Source organism: Salinicola salarius (genome assembly GCF_003206135.1).
Lineage (GTDB): Bacteria > Pseudomonadota > Gammaproteobacteria > Pseudomonadales > Halomonadaceae > Salinicola > Salinicola salarius.
The window spans coordinates 1-16,773 of record NZ_PZJT01000022.1; the positions used below are offsets into that span (position 1 = coordinate 1).

Here is a 16,773-nt window from a genome sequence, read left to right on the forward strand (position 1 = left end):
CCGATCAGCTTGTCGTCATCGTCGTCCCACTCCGGCAGCGGCAGCGTGCTTTCGAGCCCCTGTCCGTCGACGTAGAGATCGATCCGGCCGTCGGAATCGCAGGTGATGTCCTGAATCACGCCGCGGCGGGTCGGTTCGCGATCCAGCCCGGTCAGCGGCAGCACCGGGAAGACCTGATCGATCCCCCAGACGTCCGGCAGCGACTGGAACAGCGAGAAGTTGGCGAACAGCTTGTCGGCGAGCTTTTCCGCCAGCTCGTCGGCAATTTCCCGGTGCGCGCGATTGCGGTTGTCGAGGCGCTTGTGCAGGCGCTGGCAGGCGGCGAAGTAGACTGATTCGCCCTCGGCGCGGGCCTGCATGTCGGCCAGCCCGAGCACGAAACGATCCTGCAGTTCGCCCACCGCCTGGACCACGTCGTGATACGCCTCGACCAGATCCCGCGGCTCGCGCATGCCTTCGAGACGGTCGTAGACGCGCCACAGCTCGGCCACGTGGGCGTCGCCCTCGACCCGACGCTCCGGCTCGATGTGGCCAAGCCGCTCTTCACCGATCACGTTGGTGACCAGCACGGCGTGATGCGCGGTCAGCGCGCGGCCGGATTCGGAGATCAACTGCGGGTGCGGCAGATTGTGGGTTTCGCAGATCTGGCGGAAGGCCCACACCACGTTGGTGGCATATTCCTGCATCGAGTAGTTGATCGAGCAGAAGCTGCGCGAACGGGTGCCTTCGTAGTCCACGCCCAGGCCGCCGCCGACGTCCACCGTGTCGATCGGCGCGCCCAGCTCGCGCAGGCTGTGGTAGAAGCGGGCGCACTCGCGCAGGCCGCGCTGGATATCGCGAATGTTGGCGATCTGCGAGCCGAGGTGGAAGTGCACCAACTGCAGGCTGTCCAGCGCATCGGCGTCGCGCAGCCGTTCGGTGATGGCCAGCAGCTGGCTGGCGGTGAGGCCGAACTTGGACTTCTCGCCGCCAGTATCCTGCCACTTGCCCTTGCCCACCGAGGAGAGTCGGGCGCGCAGGCCGATGCGCGGCTTCACCTTGAGGTTTTCTGCCTCTTCCAGGATCAGGCTCAGCTCGGAGTATTTCTCGACCACCAGATAGACCTTGTGGCCGAGCTTCTCGCCCATCAGCGCCAGGCGGATGTACTCGCGATCCTTGTAGCCGTTGCAGACGATCAGCGACGAGCCGTCGTCGCCGGAAAGAGCCAGCACCGCCATCAGCTCCGGCTTGCTGCCCGCTTCCAGTCCGACCCGGCCATGACCGCGCTCCTGGGTAGCGAGAATCTCCTCGACCACGCGGCGCTGCTGATTGACCTTGATCGGGTAGACCGCGGTGTAGCTGGCCTGATAATCCTCCTCCTTCATCGCGCGGTCGAAGGCCATGCAGAGCTGTTCGACGCGATCGTGGAGGATATCGATGAAGCGAACCAGTACCGGCAGGCGCAGCCCGGCGTCGCGCAGGCGGTCTACCAGGGTGTCTAGCACCAGCGTCGGCCCGGGCACTTCACTGCCCAGCGGGCGGACCAAGGTGCGGCCCAGATCGTCGACATCGAAATAGCCGCTGCCCCACTGGTCGATATTGTAGGTGCGGCGGGCTTGTGCGGCGGGGGAAGAGTGCTGCATGACGTTCTCCGTGCGACCGGTGATGAACGACCGGCGATGAATCCCGGCGTGAATGATGACGATGGGCCGGGAACGCGAATGGCGCGCATTATGACGTCGCGAGAAGATCACGACCACTGATGTCAGGGAAAAGCTAGTCGAAAGAGGCCGGCAGTGCAGGCCCCGTGACGAAAATCGCGACTCATCCGGCGGCGTCGGGCAGCGCCGGCGCGCGGCCGTCGAGGCGTCGGCCCAGCAGGATGCGGAAGCGCGCCGGATCGTGCGGCGTGATGTCGTGCGCCGGCGGGTCGACATGGATCACCAGCAGCCGCGACAGCCAGTAGCGCAGCGCCGTCAGCCGCAGCATGGTCGGCCACAGTTCGCGTTCCTGCCCGGTCAGCGGGCGATGCGCGAGATAGGCGCCGAGGATGGCCTCGTAGCGTGGAAGATCGAGATCGCCAGCGTCGTCGCTGGCCCAGTCGTTGATCACGATCGCCAGATCGAACAGCAGATCGCCGGTGCAGCCGTTGTAGAAATCGATGATGCCGCCGAGCCGGTCGCCATCGTACAGCGTGTTGTCGCGGAACAGATCGCCGTGGATCGCGCCCGTGGGCAGCTCGATGCCGTCGAACGCCTGGGCATAGTCGGCGATCTCGCGGGTCATCAGGGCCTGATCGTCCGCCGAGAGAAACGGCAGGACTTCGCGATGGCGGCGCTGGAGCCAGTCGAGATTGCGCGGGTTGGTCCGCTCGCCGGTGAAGTGCTGCGAGGCCTGGTGCATCCGGCCCAGGGCATCGCCGAGCGCGGCGCACTGGGTCAGGTTCGGGGCGCTGGGGTGGCTGCCCGGCATGCGCGGAAACAGCAGGGCGGGGCGGCCGGCCAGGCGTTGCAGCGCGATGCCGTCGCGATCGTGGACCGGGCCCGGCACCGGCAGCTGTCGCTCGGCCAGGTAATCCAGCAGATCGACGAAGAACGGCAGATCCTCGAACTCCCCCTGCTCGAACAGCGTCAACACCCACTCGCCCTGTTCCGTGGTGACGAAGAAGGTACTGTTTTCGGTGCCCTGCGGCACGCCCTTGAGCGCTTGCAGGCGGCCGACGGAGTAGCGGTCGAGAAACTCGGCGACCTGTTCGTCGCTCAACGGGGTGAATACGGCCATGGGATCTCGGAATCTGGGGCGGACATTAGTGATAAAAAACCGCTGATGAAAAACCGCAGGATAAAAAAAGCCAGCGCGCATTGTAGCGGCTCGCGGGGCGCTCTCCTACCGGCTATTGGACGCCGGAGGACAGCGGCGCCGGGCGTGCCGGCGCTCGAAAACCGGGGTCAGTCGTTCTGAACCCAGTCCGGCACGGGAACGCTGGGCGCGTCGATCCGCTTGAAGTCGCCATCGCCGTTGTCGTCGTAGAGGAAATAGGCCTTGCCGTCGTTGGGGGCGATGCGAATCGCGTAGAGCTTGCCGTTGACCCGGTACTCGTCGATCGTGCGCTGGTCGTCCTGCTGGGAAGTGATCCTGGGTTGCACCGCGGACTGGCCGAACGCGGGCAGCGACAGCCCACCGATCAGCAGCGCCGTCAGCAGCAGTGTCGTTCGCGGCCATCTCGTCTTTCGCGACCATGCTCTCATGGCAGATTCCTCCGCTCGTGTCGGCTGGCGGATCCATCGGGATCCGAACCGGCCGGTTCATCGCTTTCCCTCATCGCCTTCCCTCATTGTATCGCTTTCCCCCTGGGGGACGCAGGGGGTGGATGCCCTGACGGCGAGCCGTGGCTTGCGTATCATGTGGGCATCGAAAGCCAGCCACGGATCACGCAGCTCATGGCAGATGCCCCCATCGTCCTCGTCGACGGATCGTCCTACCTCTATCGCGCCTTCCACGCGCTGCCGCCGCTCTCCACCTCCGATGGTCAGCCGACCGGCGCCGTGCGCGGGGTGCTCGCGATGCTCAAGAGCCTGATCAAGCAGTATCCGGACAGCCCCATGGCAGTGGTGTTCGACGCCAAGGGCAAGACCTTCCGCGACGAGATCTTCGCCGAGTACAAGGCGCACCGGCCGCCGATGCCGGACGACCTGCGCCCGCAGGTGGAGCCATTGCACGACTGCGTGCGCGCGCTCGGCCTGCCGCTTTTGTGCATCGAGGGCGTCGAGGCGGACGACGTGATCGGCACGCTGGCGCGGCTGGCCACCGAGTCCGGCCGCGACGCGGTGATCTCCACTGGCGACAAGGACATGGCCCAGCTGGTCAACCAGCACATCACCCTGGTCAACACCATGAAGGGCGAGACGCTGGACGTCGCCGGCGTCGAGGCCAAGTTCGGCATTCCGCCGTCGCTGATCATCGATTACCTGGCGCTGATGGGCGACAAGGTCGACAACATCCCCGGCGTACCCGGCGTGGGCGAGAAGACGGCGCTGGGTCTGCTGCAGGGCATGGGTGGTGGCCTGGACGCGATCTACGCCGATCTCGACCGCGTGACGACCTTGAGCTTCCGTGGCGCCAAGACGATGCCCAAGAAGCTCGAGGCCAACCGCGAACAGGCCTATCTCTCTTACGAACTGGCGACGATCAAGACCGACTGCGAGCTGCCGGTGGGGCTCGATGATCTGCATCTGGCCGAGCCCGATCGCGAGGCGCTGAAGGCGCTCTATCAGCGGCTCGAGTTCAAGAACTGGCTGACCGAGCTGCTCGAGGGCAAGGACGAAGGCGTGGATGACGTCGGCGCGGGCAAGGCCGGCCGGTCCGAAATCGACGAGGAGGTGACGCTGACCAAGCCGGCGCGCCACGACCAGACGCTGCTGACGCAGGAGGAGTTCGATGCCTGGCTCGAGCGGCTGAAAGCCAGCGAAGCTTTCTGCTTCGACCTCGAGACGACCAGCCTCAATTACATGGAAGCCGATATCGTCGGTATCGGCCTGTCGTTGGAACCCGGCGAGGCGGCCTACATCCCCGTCGGCCACGACTATCTCGACGCGCCGGCGCAGCTCGACCGGGCCGCCGTGCTGGCGGCGCTCAAGCCGCTGCTGGAAAATCCGGCGATCGGCAAGATCGGCCAGAACCTCAAGTACGATATCTCGGTGCTGGCGCGCTACCAGATCCGGGTGGCCGGCGCGCTGAACGACACCATGCTCGAATCCTACGTGCTGAATTCCACGGCGACGCGTCACGACATGGATTCGCTGGCGCTCAAGTATCTCGGCGAGAAGACCATCAGCTTCGAGGAGATCGCCGGCAAGGGCGTCAAGCAGCTCACCTTCAACCAGATCGCGCTCGAAGAAGCGGTGCCCTACGCCTGCGAGGATGTCGATATCACCCTGCGTCTGCACCAGGTATTGCGGCCGAAGGTGGAGGAAGCCGGACGGCTGGCCGAGGTGCTCGATACCCTGGAGCGGCCGCTGATCCCGGTGCTTTCCCATATCGAGCGTCAAGGGGTGGCGCTGGACGCCACGCGCCTGCATGCCCAGAGCCAGGAGCTGGAAGGGCGCATCCGCGAGCTCGAGACCGAGGCGTTCGAGCTCGCCGGCAAGGAGTTCAACCTCGGCTCGCCCAAGCAGCTGGCGGAGATTCTGTTCGAGGAGCAGAAGATCCCGGTGATCAAGAAGACGCCCAAGGGCGCGCCGAGCACGGCGGAAGCGGTGCTCGAGGAGCTGGCGCTGGACTATCCGCTGCCCAAGCTGATCATGGCGCATCGCGGCATGACCAAGCTCAAGTCGACCTACACTGACAAGCTGCCGCGCCTGGTCAACCCGGCCACCGGACGGCTGCACACCAGTTACCACCAGGCGGTGACCGCGACGGGGCGGCTCTCATCATCCGACCCCAACCTGCAGAACATCCCGATCCGGACCGAAGAGGGCCGCAAGATCCGCCAGGCGTTCGTCGCCCGCGAGGGCTATCGGATCGTCGCCGCCGACTACTCGCAGATCGAGCTGCGGATCATGGCGCACCTTTCCGACGACAAGGGCCTGCTCGACGCCTTCGCCAACGACCGCGACATCCACGCCGCCACCGCGGCGGAGGTCTTCGGCGTGGCGCTCGACAAGGTCACCTCGGACCAGCGCCGCAGCGCCAAGGCGATCAACTTCGGGCTGATCTACGGCATGAGCGCCTGGGGGCTTTCCAAGCAGCTGCACATCGAAGCCAAGCAGGCCAAGGTCTACATCGATCGCTACTTCGATCGTTATCCAGGCGTTGCCCGCTTCATGGACAACATTCGCGCTCAGGCCGGCGAGGATGGCTTCGTCGAGACCGTGTTCGGCCGCCGGCTCTACCTGCCGGAGATCAAGGCACAGAACCACGCCCGCCGTCAGGCCGCCGAGCGCACCGCGATCAACGCGCCGATGCAGGGCACCGCGGCGGATATCATCAAGCTGGCGATGATCGACGTGCACCACTGGCTCAACCCGGCCCAGGGTGGGGCGGAGTTCGATGCCTGGATGGTGATGCAGGTTCACGACGAACTGGTGTTCGAGGTCAAGGAGAGCCAGGTCGACGGCTTCCTCGTCGCGATCCGCCAGCGGATGGAAAACGCCGCCAGGCTCAACGTGCCGTTGATCGTCGAGGCCAATAGCGGGGCCAATTGGGACGAAGCCCACTAGGCTCGGCTGAAAACTGGCTGCGCTCGCCGACTTTTCAGCTCGAGCCTGCGATGTCTACGCGGATCGCTTCCCCTGCAGTTTCTTGCCGTTGTCGCTGCAGGAGGAGCGAATAGGGAATGGCGATTCGGCGGATCTGCCTCTCTGTTTTACACTACTGTCATCATGAATCGCCGTGTCAGGCTGTGTCGAAGCGTTCCGAGCGCGCTCGTTTCTCTTGAAGACTGGACACAGCCTGGCGCGGCGGCCTTTTTCGCAAGGAGCACAAGGTAATGGCCAAACAGCAAATCGGTGTCGTCGGCATGGCCGTCATGGGCCGCAATCTCGCCCTCAACATCGAAAGTCGCGACTACACCGTGTCGATCTTCAACCGCTCGCGGGAGAAGACCGACGAAGTGATGCAGGAGAACCCCGGCCGCAAGCTTGTGCCGTTCTACAGCGTCGAGGAGTTCGTCGCCTCGCTGGAAACGCCGCGTCGCATTCTGCTGATGGTCAAGGCGGGCGATGCCACCGACAAGACGATCGAGTCGCTCAAGCCGTATCTGGACAAGGGCGACATCCTGATCGACGGCGGCAACACGCCGTTCGAGGACACCATCCGCCGCAACAAGGAGCTCTCCGAAGCGGGCTTCAACTTCATCGGCACCGGTGTCTCCGGTGGCGAGGAAGGCGCGCTGAAAGGCCCGTCGATCATGCCGGGCGGCCAGAAGGAAGCCTACGACATGGTCGCGCCGATCCTCGAGAAGATCGCCGCGCGCGCCGAAGATGGCGAGCCGTGTGTCAGCTACGTCGGCCCGGACGGTGCCGGCCACTACGTCAAGATGGTTCACAACGGCATCGAGTACGGCGACATGCAACTGATCGCCGAAGCCTATTCGATTCTCAAGGGCTCGCTGGGGCTGTCGAATGCCGAGCTGGCCGAGATCTTCAGCGAATGGAACCAGGGCGAACTCGACAGCTACCTGATCGATATCACCGCCAGGATCTTCACCAAGAAGGATGACCAGAGCGACCAGGACGTGGTCGACATCATCCTCGACTCCGCGGGCCAGAAAGGCACCGGCAAGTGGACCAGCAAGAGCGCCATGGATCTCGGCGTGCCGCTGCCGCTGATCACCGAGTCGGTGTTTGCGCGTTTCATTTCCGCGCTGAAAGACGAGCGTGTCGCCGCCTCCAAGGTGCTCACCGGCCCCGAGGAGACCCCGCTCGAAGGCGACAAGGCCGAGTTCATCGAGAAAGTGCGCAAGGCGCTGTTCTTCAGCAAGATCGCCTCCTACGCCCAGGGCTTCGCGCAGATGCGCGCCGCTTCCGAGCACTACGACTGGAACCTCGACTACGGCGAAGTCGCCAAGCTGTTCCGCGCCGGCTGCATCATCCGCGCCCGCTTCCTGCAGAAGATCACCGATGCCTACAAGGAAAATCCCGAGCTCAAGAACCTGCTGATGGCGCCGTACTTCGGCGAGATCGCCGGCAACTATCAATCGGCGCTGCGGGACGTGATCGCTCATGCCGTCCAGAATGGCATCCCGGTGCCGACGTTCTCCTCGGCGATCGCCTACTACGACAGCTATCGCAGCGAGAAACTGCCGGCCAATCTGATCCAGGCCCAGCGCGACTTCTTCGGCGCCCACACCTACAAGCGCGTCGATCGGGAAGGGATCTTCCACACCGAGTGGCTGCAGGACTGAACCTTCGGCGGAAGCTGGCTGCGCTCGAAGGTGGGTTTGTAAATATGCTGGCTGCATTAGACCTTCGTCGCAGTCAGCCGCCGTGCCCGCTAGAGATCGGCCAGCCCATGATAGGCTGGCCGATCTCGTTCAGGCCTTCCTGTAAAGGCCTTCCTAATATCGATGACTTGGGCGGAGAGAAGCGTCATGACGCAGCGGGATCGGGTTCGCGAGCACCTGGCGGGGCATGCCCAGCCGACGCTCGACGAGAGCGCCAGGACGCACTATCGGGAACGCATCGCGGCGCAGCTGAAGGCCCGTAATGCGGTATTGGTCGCGCACTACTACACCGATCCCGAGATCCAGGCGCTGGCGGAAGCCACCGGCGGCTGTGTGGCCGACTCGCTGGAGATGGCGCGCTTCGGCAAGGATCACCCGGCGACTACGCTGATCGTCGCCGGGGTGCGCTTCATGGGCGAGACTGCCAAGATCCTGAGCCCCGAGAAGCGGGTATTCATGCCGACGCTGGAAGCGACCTGCTCGCTGGATATCGGCTGTCCGGCCGAGGCCTTTTCCGCCTTCTGCGACCAGCATCCGGATCGCACCGTGGTGGTCTACGCCAACACCTCGGCGGCGGTGAAGGCGCGGGCCGACTGGGTCGTGACCTCATCGATCGCGGTCGAACTGATCGATCATCTGGACCGGCAGGGCGAGAAAATCCTGTGGGCGCCGGATCGCCATCTGGGCAATTACGTCCGCGAGCGTACCGGGGCCGATGTGCTCTGCTGGGAGGGCGAATGCATCGTCCATGACGAGTTCAAGGCCAAGGGGATTGTCGATCTCAAGGCGCTGCATCCGGAAGCCGCGGTGCTCGTCCATCCGGAGTCCCCGGCCTCTGTGGTGGAGATCGCCGACGTGGTCGGCTCCACCTCGCAGTTGATCGCGGCGGCGCAGAAGCTCGACAATCCCAGCTTCATCGTCGCCACCGACCGCGGCATCTTCTACAAGATGCAGCAGCTGATGCCTGGCAAGACGTTCATGGCAGCGCCCACGGCGGGCAACGGCGCCACCTGCAGGAGCTGCGCCAACTGCCCGTGGATGGCGATGAACGGCCTGGAGAACACGCTGGCGGTGCTGGAAGACGCCAACGGCTGCGGCCAGGAGATTCACGTCGACCCTGCCATCGCCGAGCGTGCCCTGGTGCCGCTGAATCGGATGCTGGAGTTCGGTGCCGAACTTAAACGTCGCTAAGTTCATTCCGATGAAAAACGAAAACGCCCGCCTCGGCTAACACCGTGGCGGGCGCTTCTATGTCTCTAAGATTTAAGTCTCTACGACTTAGAAATGGTAGTTGATGAAAGCGCCCGCCCGCCACTGCGTCGCATCGCCGGTATCGTCGACGATCGAGCTGTCCGCGGCGTCGCCGGTCAGGCGCGAGACGCCGACCAGACCGGTAACCGACCACTGCCGGGTGAGGTAGTAGCTGAGCGAAGCTTCGCCGCCGACCGTGAAATAGCCATCCGACGGATCGTAGGCATCGATGCCGGAGCGGGCGCTCTCGCGATTCGAGACGCCGAACAGGTCGTCGGTCCAGTCCGCGCTGGTATAGCCGAAGCGAGGGCCGATGGTGAAGGCCGCTCGTTCGCCGAGCTGGGTGACGTAGGTGGCCTTGAACCTGACGCGATAGCCGTCGATATCGCCGCTGAAGGGTGTCTCGGCGGCGGCGCTGTAGCGCCAGGCGTCATCGAGATAGCTGACGCGCAGTCCGGCGGTGGCGCCACCGTCGACCTTGTCGAGATCGTCGATGTCGCCGGTATCGTCGCGGCCGAAGGTGTAGCCGATGAACGGCGCGACACGCCAGTCATCCTGCTTGACGACGTTCCAGCCGATGCCGTCGGTCACGCTGACGAAGAAGGTGTCGCCGTAGCTGGCGTCCAGCGACGGCCAGGCGTTCCATTCGTAGTCGTCGCTGCCCAGGTAGTCCGGGCTGTAGATCGCCCCGGCGCCTACGGTGCCTTCCCATTCGGGCTGGGCGGCGAGGGCAGCCGAGCTGACGGCGACACTGCTCGCGGCGAGCGCCAGCTGCCAGGCGAGTTTCTTCTTTGAATCGATCATGTCATTCATCCTTGAAGCGGGTCTCGGTATGTGGCGAAAAACATACGGCAGGCTCGAGGAAAAGGCCAGTTCACACACCCTGGGGCGACCGGGGAAGAGAATCCCCGCAGCCAGGCATTCGTTTCAGAACGGGATCATCAGTACCAAGCCGGAAATGAGCGCGAACAGCAGCACGCCCTGTCTCAGCCGGGAGGCGTCGAGTCGCTGATGCAGCAGGCGGCTGGCGACGCTCCCGAGCAACAGCGGCGGCAGCAGTGCCAGCGCCCATAGCCACTGGACCATCTCGAGCTGGCCGGCCACCGCCAGGCTCAGAAGCGAGATGAGCTCGCCGAGCAGAAAGCAGGCCGCGATGGTGGCTCGCAACTCCGGCCCTGGCCGGTGCTGGTAGAGCAGTGCCAGCGGTGGGCCGCCCACGCCGGTGGCGGTCTCTGTCACGCCGGTGATGGTGCCCACGGTCATGCAACTGCCGCGTCGGGGCGAGAAGGCCGGCGCCCACCAGGCAACGAGCACGGCGACGACGGTCGAGAGGCCGATCAGGAGATTGAGTCCTCCACGGCTCATGACGAGCAGGACACCGAGCCCCGCCAGCGTGCCCGGCAGACGCCCCAGCGTGATCCACCCGGCGCCGCGCCAGTCGATCGACCGCCGTTCCCGCAGGGAGACGAACAGGTTGAGCGGCAGCATCAGCATCAGCAGCGCGGTGGGCATCAGCTCCGGGTGGCTCAGGCCGAGTATCGGAGCGACGATCAGCGCGAATCCGATGCCGATGGCGCCCTGAACGAAGGCCGCCAGCGCCGTTGCCAGCGCCAGTACCAGATAGAGTGCGATATCGCTCATGGTTACCGAGGCCCGAACCGGGACCGGTGTTCGCTGGCGACAGGATGAATGCGCTGGATCGGCGCGCGGGCGACGGCGCCGTCGGCGATCTCGTCGATCTCCCGCAGCATGGCCCTGGCGTCCCAGTCGACTGGCCATCCTTTCCACAGCCTGAGCCGCCCCTGCGTGAATACCGCCTCGATCTGATCGCGATTGCCGTAGCGCACCAGTTCCCACGGCAGATCCCAGGACGGGGTCAGTTCCGGCACCTCGAGGTCCACCAGCAGGAAGTCGGCCGCCAGGCCCGGCGCGATATCGCCAGTGAGGCTGCCAAGGCCGACAGCATCGGCGGCCCGGTGGGTCGCGCTATCGAGCCAGAGCCAGCCGCCGCCACAGGAACTGTCGCCGTGAGCGATGCCGCCGGTCAGCCGCTGGCTGGTCTCGGCGGCATCCATGAGCCGGAAGGCATCGCTGCGCGTGCCGTCCGTGCCCAGGCCAAAGCGGATGCCGAGGGCGGCCATCTGCAGCGCCGGCGCCACGGCGTTGCCTTTCCAGCTGCTGGCGACCGGGTTGAAGGCGACCGCCGTATCGGTGTCTTTCAGCCGGTTGAGTTCGTAAGGCGTGACCAGGGTGGCGTGGGCGATCAGCGTTTGCGGCCCCAGGGCGCCTACCGCGTCGAGATGCTCGAGGGGCCGCTCGCCGCGACTGACCAGCGACCGCTCGACGGCTTGCAGATGTTCGTTGACGTGGGTCTGAAAAATGCGACCGCTCTCCCGGCACAGCTGGGCCACGTCGTGCAGCATCGTGTCGCTGGCGGCTTCGGGAATCGAGATCGCCAGCGACGGGGTAATCAGCGGGTCGTGTTCCCAGCGCGCCAGATGGCGTTCGGCCCGGTGCAGAATCGCGGCGGCTTCGGATTCCTGCCCGCGATCGTTGCAGATCGCGCCGAGGACACAGCGGAGCCCGGTCTGGTGAGCCGCGGTGGCAATGCCGTCCAGCGCCACCGTGGCCCGCGTTCCGGCATCGACGGCGGTGGTGAATCCGCCGCGCAACGCCTCCAGTGCCGCCAGTTTGGCGGAGAGATAAAGCGCGCGTTCGTCCAGGCTGCCTTCCAGCGGCACCCAGACGCGCTTGAAGATCTCCGAGGGCTCGCCGAACACCAGCGACTTGCCCAGCGACTGGGTCAGGTGGTGATGGGTGTCGATGAACCCCGGCATCAGGAGTTTGCCCGGCAGGGGAATCGCTTCCAGCGTCGGGTGGCGAGAGACCAGCGCGGCGGCCTGGTCGATCTCGGCGAAACGCCCGTCGACGACGAGCACGCCCTTGTCGCTCGAGACTTCGCCTGCCATGAGCAGCTTCTCGGGGAGCAGCAGCAGCGTGTCGGCGGCCAGGGCTAAAGGCGAAAGGGCTGAGGGTGAAAGGGCGTTGTCTGCGTGTTGGGTCATGAAGGTTTCCATTCAGCGCTCACGAGATGGCTCGGTGGCTCCGGTGTGGTGAAAGAGCAGATTCACCAGAACGGCCGTCACGGTGCCCATCGCCAGGCCATTGCCCAGCACGATCTGTAGCGAAGCGGGAAAGGCACTGTAGAAGTCGGGCACCAGGATCGGCAGCAGGCCCATCGCGAGCCCAGCCGCCAGGGTGAAGAGATTGCCCTGGCGATCGAAGTCGACCCGGCGCAGCAGGTTGACGCCCATGACGCCGATCACGGCGAACACGATGACGGCGGTGCCGGCCACGACGGCATTGGGCAATGTCGCCGCCAGCCGCCCCAGCGGGGCAAACAGCGCCAGCAGTATCAGCAGCGTGCCGGTCACGGCGGTGACATAGCGTGAGCGGACGCCTGTCGTCCTGACGATGCCGATGTTCTCTCCGCTGGTGATGATCAGCGACGTGCCCAGGCAACCGCCCAGCAATGAGCCCACCGCATCGGCGCGGATATTGCGCGGCACCAGCAGCCGGGCATCGCCGCGCTTGCCGACGATGTCGGCGGTGGCCAGGGTCTGCCCCGTGGCTTCGGTCATGGCGATCACGCTGAAGATGATCAGCGGCAGCGAGGCGAAGAGATCGAAGTGCGGCATGCCGAAGGGAAACAGCGTCGGCAGGGCGATCAGCGGCCCGTCCATGATCGGCGTGAAGTGCATCTCGCCGGCGACCGCCGCGACGAGTACGCCCACGACCAGCCCCAGCATGACCGAGATACGCTGCCAGGCACCGGAGAGCAGGCGGGCGAACAGCACGATGCTGCCCATCGTTGCCAACGCCAGCAGGATCTGCAGCGGCGCGGCGTAACCGTCGCTTCCCGGCTTGCCGATGATCAGGCTGCCGAAAATCCGGATCAGATTGACCGCAACCAGCAGCAGCATGGTGCCGATGACGATCGGCGGGAAGAAGCGCAGCAGTCGGGTGAAGAAAGGCAGGACGAGAAAGTAGCAGAGGGCGGTCAGGATCACCGCGCCGACGGCCGTCTGAATATCGGTGGTCTGGGCGATGGTGAGAAAGATCACGATCGGCGCGCCACCCGGCACCTGGACGAAGGGCAGCCGGGCACCGATACCCAACGGGCCGAAGGTTTGCAGCAGGGTGCCGACTCCGCAGGCGAGGAAAGTTGCGCTCATCAGGGCCGTAGCGGTTTCGGTCGAGAAATCCAGCGCCTGGCTGATCAGGAACACGGCGGTGATCGGCGCCGCTGCCATGACCAGCAGATGCTGAAGGCCATAAAGCAGCAGGGCGCCCGGCGAAAGACGTTCGTCGACGGGGTCCACGCCGGACGCCCGGGACCGGGGCTCGCCCCCCCGCCCGTCGTCTTCGTCGAACTTGGCGTCACGGTCGAACTTCGAGTCGTTGACGATTCTGGAATCGCTGTCGGTCTTGGCATTCATGACGGGCTTCCGGTTGTTATTGGCAGTGGGGTCCCGCTTGCGTGCTCGTTCGCCGTCTGGAACGACTCGGCTCGCACCCGTTACTGGCCGGCGTCGCTTCGGTGCGGGCCTTGACGGTGGTCGTAAGCTAACGAGATTTGGCTGTACGATTCCATCATTGATTTTCGTGCATACCGTTCTTTTTTCGGCAACAGTAATCATTTGGACGACGGTGAACATTTCCATGCAGCTGCTACAGACATCGCTTCGCTATTTCGAAGAGGTGGCCCGGCAAGGTTCCCTGCGCAAGGCCGCCGAGCGGCTGCACGTGGCGGCTTCCGCCGTGAATCGCCAGATTCTCAAGCTGGAGGCCGAACTGGGCGTGCCGCTGTTCGAACGGCTGCCGCGGGGGCTGCGTCTGTCCGCTGCCGGGGAGCTGATGCTCTACCAGATTCGCCAGTGGCAGCGCGACGAACGCCACCTGCTGGAAACCCTGGGCAATATCCGGGGCGCCGGGACCGCCGAGATTCGCCTGGCGACGGTGGAATCGCTCACCGACCAGCTGCTTCCCACGCTGCTCGAATCCTTCAGCCAGCGCTTTCGTGCCCTGCGGCTGGTGCTCGAGACCGGCATGACCGAGTCGATCCTGGAGCAGGTACAGATCGGCGATGCCGATATCGGGATCTGCATCAATCCGCCGCCGACCCGCAAGGTTCGCTTCGTCCAGCGCGTGAATCTCGAATTCGGCGTCGTCGTTGCGCCGACGCATCCGCTGGCCGAGCAAGCGACGGTCAAGTTACGCGACTGCTGCGCCTATCGGCTGGTCGCGCCGAGCGGAGAGATGTTCCGCGGGTCGACGCTGGAAAAGCTGCTGGCCAACTCGCCCTACGCCCTGGCGCCGGTGGCCTCTTGCAATCGCATTCTGACGATCAAGTCGTTGGTGCGGGCCGGGCTCGGCATCGCCTTTCTCAACCGGCTGGATGTCGCGCGCGAACTGGCCCAGGGCGAGCTGGTCTTCCGCTCGCTGAGCGACAGGCGGCTGCACGCCCAACTGGCGCTTTGTGTCGCTGCCGACCGCAGCCTGCCGCCAGCGGGAGAGGTGCTGCTGGAACACTTGCGGGTGGCACTGGCGGCCGTGGACGAAAGCTGAGCGCCGATATCATGACCGATCTCTTGCCCAATCCTCCGCGATCGCCGCGAGATACTCCTGAATCCATCGCCAGGCTTTGCATCGCCCTGGCGGCTCTCCTAAGTTAAGTAAGCCTCCGCCGCCTGACACGGCGGAGGGTTGCTGACTTCCTGGCTGGCGAGCTCTCGCTGGCCGCTTCGCCGCCTCGCCTGCACCGAGGCGCGCCCGACATGCCGATAGCAACGATGATAACGACAGGCATGACAACGACGGGCGGAAACTGATGAGGATGATTCCATGGACGACAACCAGCGTTCGAGTGCGGGCGTAGACATCTACGATCCCGAAAGCAGCTCGGTACGGCCAAGCTCCCCCGGTCGCCGGCGTTTCCTGCAGACCGCCGGTATCTCCGGTCTGGCAGTGGCGGCGGCACCGGCGCTTTCCCAGGTGAGCTACGCCGGCTCGCCGGACGAGCCCGGCACGCAGACCGACGCACCGCCCGCGAAGGGCAAGCAGCGCATCACGCTGACCGTCAACGGTCAGCGTCAGCAGCTGGACGTGGCACCCAACGTGATCCTGCTCGACGCGCTGCGTCACGGCCTCGGGCTCACCGGGACCAAGAAGGGCTGCGACCATGGCCAGTGCGGTGCCTGCACGATCCTGGTCAACGGCACGGCGATCAACTCCTGCCTCAGCCTGGCGGTCACTCATGACGGCGACGAAATCACCACCGTCGAAGGGCTGGAGAAGAACGGCCGGCAGCATCCGATTCAGCAGGCCTTTCTCGAACACGATGCCTATCAGTGCGGCTACTGCACGGCCGGGCAGATGATGAGTGCCGTGGCGATCCTGCAGGATGATGACATCGGCACCAGCGATGCCGACGTGCGCGAGGCGATGAGCGGCAATATTTGCCGCTGCGGCGCCTACAAGAACATCGTCGCGGCCATTCAGTCTGCTCGAGGCGCCGTGAAGGGAGGCAACGCATGAGACATTTCGAATACGCCCGTGCCGAGAGCGCGCAGCAGGCGGTCGCCGCCCACGGCAGCGATCGCGATGCTGCCTTTCTGGCCGGGGGCACGACGCTGCTGGATCTGGTCAAGCTCGATGTCATGCAGCCGCACAAGGTGGTCGATATCAACGGCGTCGCCCTCGACGAGATCGAGCGCCTCGACGACGGCCGGCTGCGCATCGGCGCGATGGTGACCAACACCGCACTGGCGCGGGACAAGCGAGTGGTCGAGAACTACGCCGTGCTTTCCCAGGCGCTGCTGGCGGGCGCGTCGACCCAGTTGCGCAACAAGGCGACGACCGGCGGCAACGTCATGCAACGGGTGCGCTGCCCCTATTTCCGCGATGGCGTTTCCGACTGCAACAAGCGTGAACCCGGCAGTGGCTGTGCCGCCATCGGCGGCGTCAACCGCACCGTTCACGCCGTGCTCGGCACCAGCGACAGCTGTATCGCCACGCACCCCTCGGACATGTGCGTGGCGATGATCGCGATCGGCGCAACCGTCGAGGTCGAAGGGCCCGATGGTAAGCGCGAGATCGACTTCGCCGACTTCCACCTGCTGCCGGGCGACACGCCGGCACGGGAGCACGCGCTGGAACCGGGCGAGCTGATTACCCACGTCGTTCTCGATGCGCCACTCGAGGGCAGCCGGTCGGGCTATCTCAAGCTGCGCGACCGTCAGTCCTACCAGTTCGCGCTCGCCTCCAGCGCGGTGATCGTGCGGATGGATGGCAACACCATCCGCGAGGCCCGTGTCGCGATGGGCGGCGTCGGCACCAAGCCATGGCGCGCGCCGGAAGTGGAAGCGGCGCTCAAGGGCAAGGCCGCGAGCGAAGCCGTGTTTGCCGACGCCGCAAAGCTCGCTTTCGAGAATGCCGTCGCCTACGCCCACAACGGCTACAAGATTCCGCTCGGGCAGCAGGCCATCGTGCGCAATCTTTCCGATCTGACCGCCGCCTGATCGCCCGCGAGGAGAATCGAC

The 16,773-nt window shown here is 65.1% G+C and carries 13 protein-coding genes; 6 read left to right on the plus strand and 7 right to left on the minus strand.

Going from position 1 to position 16,773, the window contains the following annotated elements; translation table 11 throughout:
* The 3 genes from speA to DOM32_RS16260 form a co-directional block, all read right to left on the minus strand.
* A partial coding sequence (gene speA, locus DOM32_RS16250; RefSeq protein ID WP_110636599.1) for a biosynthetic arginine decarboxylase occupies window positions 1-1,622 on the minus strand: 1,622 nt, incomplete at its 3' end.
* Window positions 1,623-1,803: 181 nt separating this feature from the next.
* Window positions 1,804-2,760 (minus strand): homoserine kinase, encoded by a 957-nt coding sequence (locus DOM32_RS16255; protein WP_110636464.1) that lies wholly within the window; start codon window positions 2,758-2,760, stop codon window positions 1,804-1,806.
* Window positions 2,761-2,927: 167 nt separating this feature from the next.
* The gene (locus DOM32_RS16260) at window positions 2,928-3,227 is read right to left on the minus strand and encodes a DUF2782 domain-containing protein (protein WP_110636467.1); all 300 of its coding nucleotides are present in this window, start codon (window positions 3,225-3,227) and stop codon (window positions 2,928-2,930) included.
* A gap of 192 nt (window positions 3,228-3,419) precedes the next feature.
* Between DOM32_RS16260 and polA the strand changes: the two genes are divergently transcribed.
* The 3 genes from polA to nadA all read left to right on the plus strand — a co-directional run bounded on the left by polA (window position 3,420) and on the right by nadA (window position 9,112).
* Window positions 3,420-6,197, plus strand: coding sequence for a DNA polymerase I (gene polA / locus DOM32_RS16265; protein WP_110636602.1), 2,778 nt, complete (start codon window positions 3,420-3,422; stop codon window positions 6,195-6,197).
* A 269-nt stretch (window positions 6,198-6,466) separates the two neighbouring features.
* Window positions 6,467-7,882, plus strand: coding sequence for an NADP-dependent phosphogluconate dehydrogenase (gndA, locus tag DOM32_RS16270; protein WP_071232681.1), 1,416 nt, complete (start codon window positions 6,467-6,469; stop codon window positions 7,880-7,882).
* A gap of 186 nt (window positions 7,883-8,068) precedes the next feature.
* Window positions 8,069-9,112 carry a quinolinate synthase NadA gene (gene nadA, locus DOM32_RS16275; protein ID WP_110636470.1) on the plus strand — a complete coding sequence of 348 codons (1,044 nt, stop codon included), beginning with the start codon at window positions 8,069-8,071 and terminating at the stop codon, window positions 9,110-9,112.
* 87 nt (window positions 9,113-9,199) lie between these two features.
* Here nadA and DOM32_RS16280 read toward each other — a convergent pair whose 3' ends face one another.
* From DOM32_RS16280 to DOM32_RS16295, 4 genes are all read right to left on the minus strand, one after another.
* A complete protein-coding gene (locus DOM32_RS16280; RefSeq protein WP_110636474.1) occupies window positions 9,200-9,976 on the minus strand; it encodes a MipA/OmpV family protein in 777 nt (258 codons plus the stop codon).
* A 123-nt stretch (window positions 9,977-10,099) separates the two neighbouring features.
* Window positions 10,100-10,813 carry a sulfite exporter TauE/SafE family protein gene (locus DOM32_RS16285; RefSeq protein WP_110636477.1) on the minus strand — a complete coding sequence of 238 codons (714 nt, stop codon included), beginning with the start codon at window positions 10,811-10,813 and terminating at the stop codon, window positions 10,100-10,102.
* 2 nt (window positions 10,814-10,815) lie between these two features.
* Complete coding sequence (locus DOM32_RS16290; RefSeq protein ID WP_110636605.1) at window positions 10,816-12,237, minus strand: amidohydrolase family protein; 1,422 nt, start codon at window positions 12,235-12,237, stop codon at window positions 10,816-10,818.
* Between the two features lie 12 nt (window positions 12,238-12,249).
* Window positions 12,250-13,671: a uracil-xanthine permease family protein gene (locus tag DOM32_RS16295; protein WP_110636480.1), complete on the minus strand. Its 1,422-nt coding sequence runs from the start codon at window positions 13,669-13,671 to the stop codon at window positions 12,250-12,252.
* A gap of 223 nt (window positions 13,672-13,894) precedes the next feature.
* On the opposite strand from DOM32_RS16295, the gene DOM32_RS16300 reads away from it, so the two are divergent.
* The 3 genes from DOM32_RS16300 (at window position 13,895) to DOM32_RS16310 (ending at window position 16,752) form a co-directional block, all read left to right on the plus strand.
* Window positions 13,895-14,800, plus strand: coding sequence for a LysR family transcriptional regulator (locus tag DOM32_RS16300; protein ID WP_167400681.1), 906 nt, complete (start codon window positions 13,895-13,897; stop codon window positions 14,798-14,800).
* Window positions 14,801-15,076: 276 nt separating this feature from the next.
* Window positions 15,077-15,769: a (2Fe-2S)-binding protein gene (locus tag DOM32_RS16305; protein WP_110636485.1), complete on the plus strand. Its 693-nt coding sequence runs from the start codon at window positions 15,077-15,079 to the stop codon at window positions 15,767-15,769.
* Window positions 15,766-16,752, plus strand: coding sequence for an FAD binding domain-containing protein (locus DOM32_RS16310; protein ID WP_110636488.1), 987 nt, complete (start codon window positions 15,766-15,768; stop codon window positions 16,750-16,752). Before DOM32_RS16305 ends, DOM32_RS16310 begins: the two co-directional genes overlap by 4 nt.
* The last annotated feature ends 21 nt before the right edge of the window (window positions 16,753-16,773 follow it).

What these genes read in the sequence shown, in the direction of transcription:
- DOM32_RS16255 (WP_110636464.1), bottom strand. Translation starts at nt 2,760, where the DNA reads ATGGCCGTATTCACCCCGTTGAGCGACGAACAGGTCGCCGAGTTTCTC.
- DOM32_RS16260 (WP_110636467.1), bottom strand. Translation starts at nt 3,227, where the DNA reads ATGAGAGCATGGTCGCGAAAGACGAGATGGCCGCGAACGACACTGCTG.
- polA (WP_110636602.1), top strand. Translation starts at nt 3,420, where the DNA reads ATGGCAGATGCCCCCATCGTCCTCGTCGACGGATCGTCCTACCTCTAT.
- gndA (WP_071232681.1), top strand. Translation starts at nt 6,467, where the DNA reads ATGGCCAAACAGCAAATCGGTGTCGTCGGCATGGCCGTCATGGGCCGC.
- nadA (WP_110636470.1), top strand. Translation starts at nt 8,069, where the DNA reads ATGACGCAGCGGGATCGGGTTCGCGAGCACCTGGCGGGGCATGCCCAG.
- DOM32_RS16280 (WP_110636474.1), bottom strand. Translation starts at nt 9,976, where the DNA reads ATGATCGATTCAAAGAAGAAACTCGCCTGGCAGCTGGCGCTCGCCGCG.
- DOM32_RS16285 (WP_110636477.1), bottom strand. Translation starts at nt 10,813, where the DNA reads ATGAGCGATATCGCACTCTATCTGGTACTGGCGCTGGCAACGGCGCTG.
- DOM32_RS16290 (WP_110636605.1), bottom strand. Translation starts at nt 12,237, where the DNA reads ATGACCCAACACGCAGACAACGCCCTTTCACCCTCAGCCCTTTCGCCT.
- DOM32_RS16295 (WP_110636480.1), bottom strand. Translation starts at nt 13,671, where the DNA reads ATGAATGCCAAGACCGACAGCGATTCCAGAATCGTCAACGACTCGAAG.
- DOM32_RS16300 (WP_167400681.1), top strand. Translation starts at nt 13,895, where the DNA reads ATGCAGCTGCTACAGACATCGCTTCGCTATTTCGAAGAGGTGGCCCGG.
- DOM32_RS16305 (WP_110636485.1), top strand. Translation starts at nt 15,077, where the DNA reads ATGGACGACAACCAGCGTTCGAGTGCGGGCGTAGACATCTACGATCCC.
- DOM32_RS16310 (WP_110636488.1), top strand. Translation starts at nt 15,766, where the DNA reads ATGAGACATTTCGAATACGCCCGTGCCGAGAGCGCGCAGCAGGCGGTC.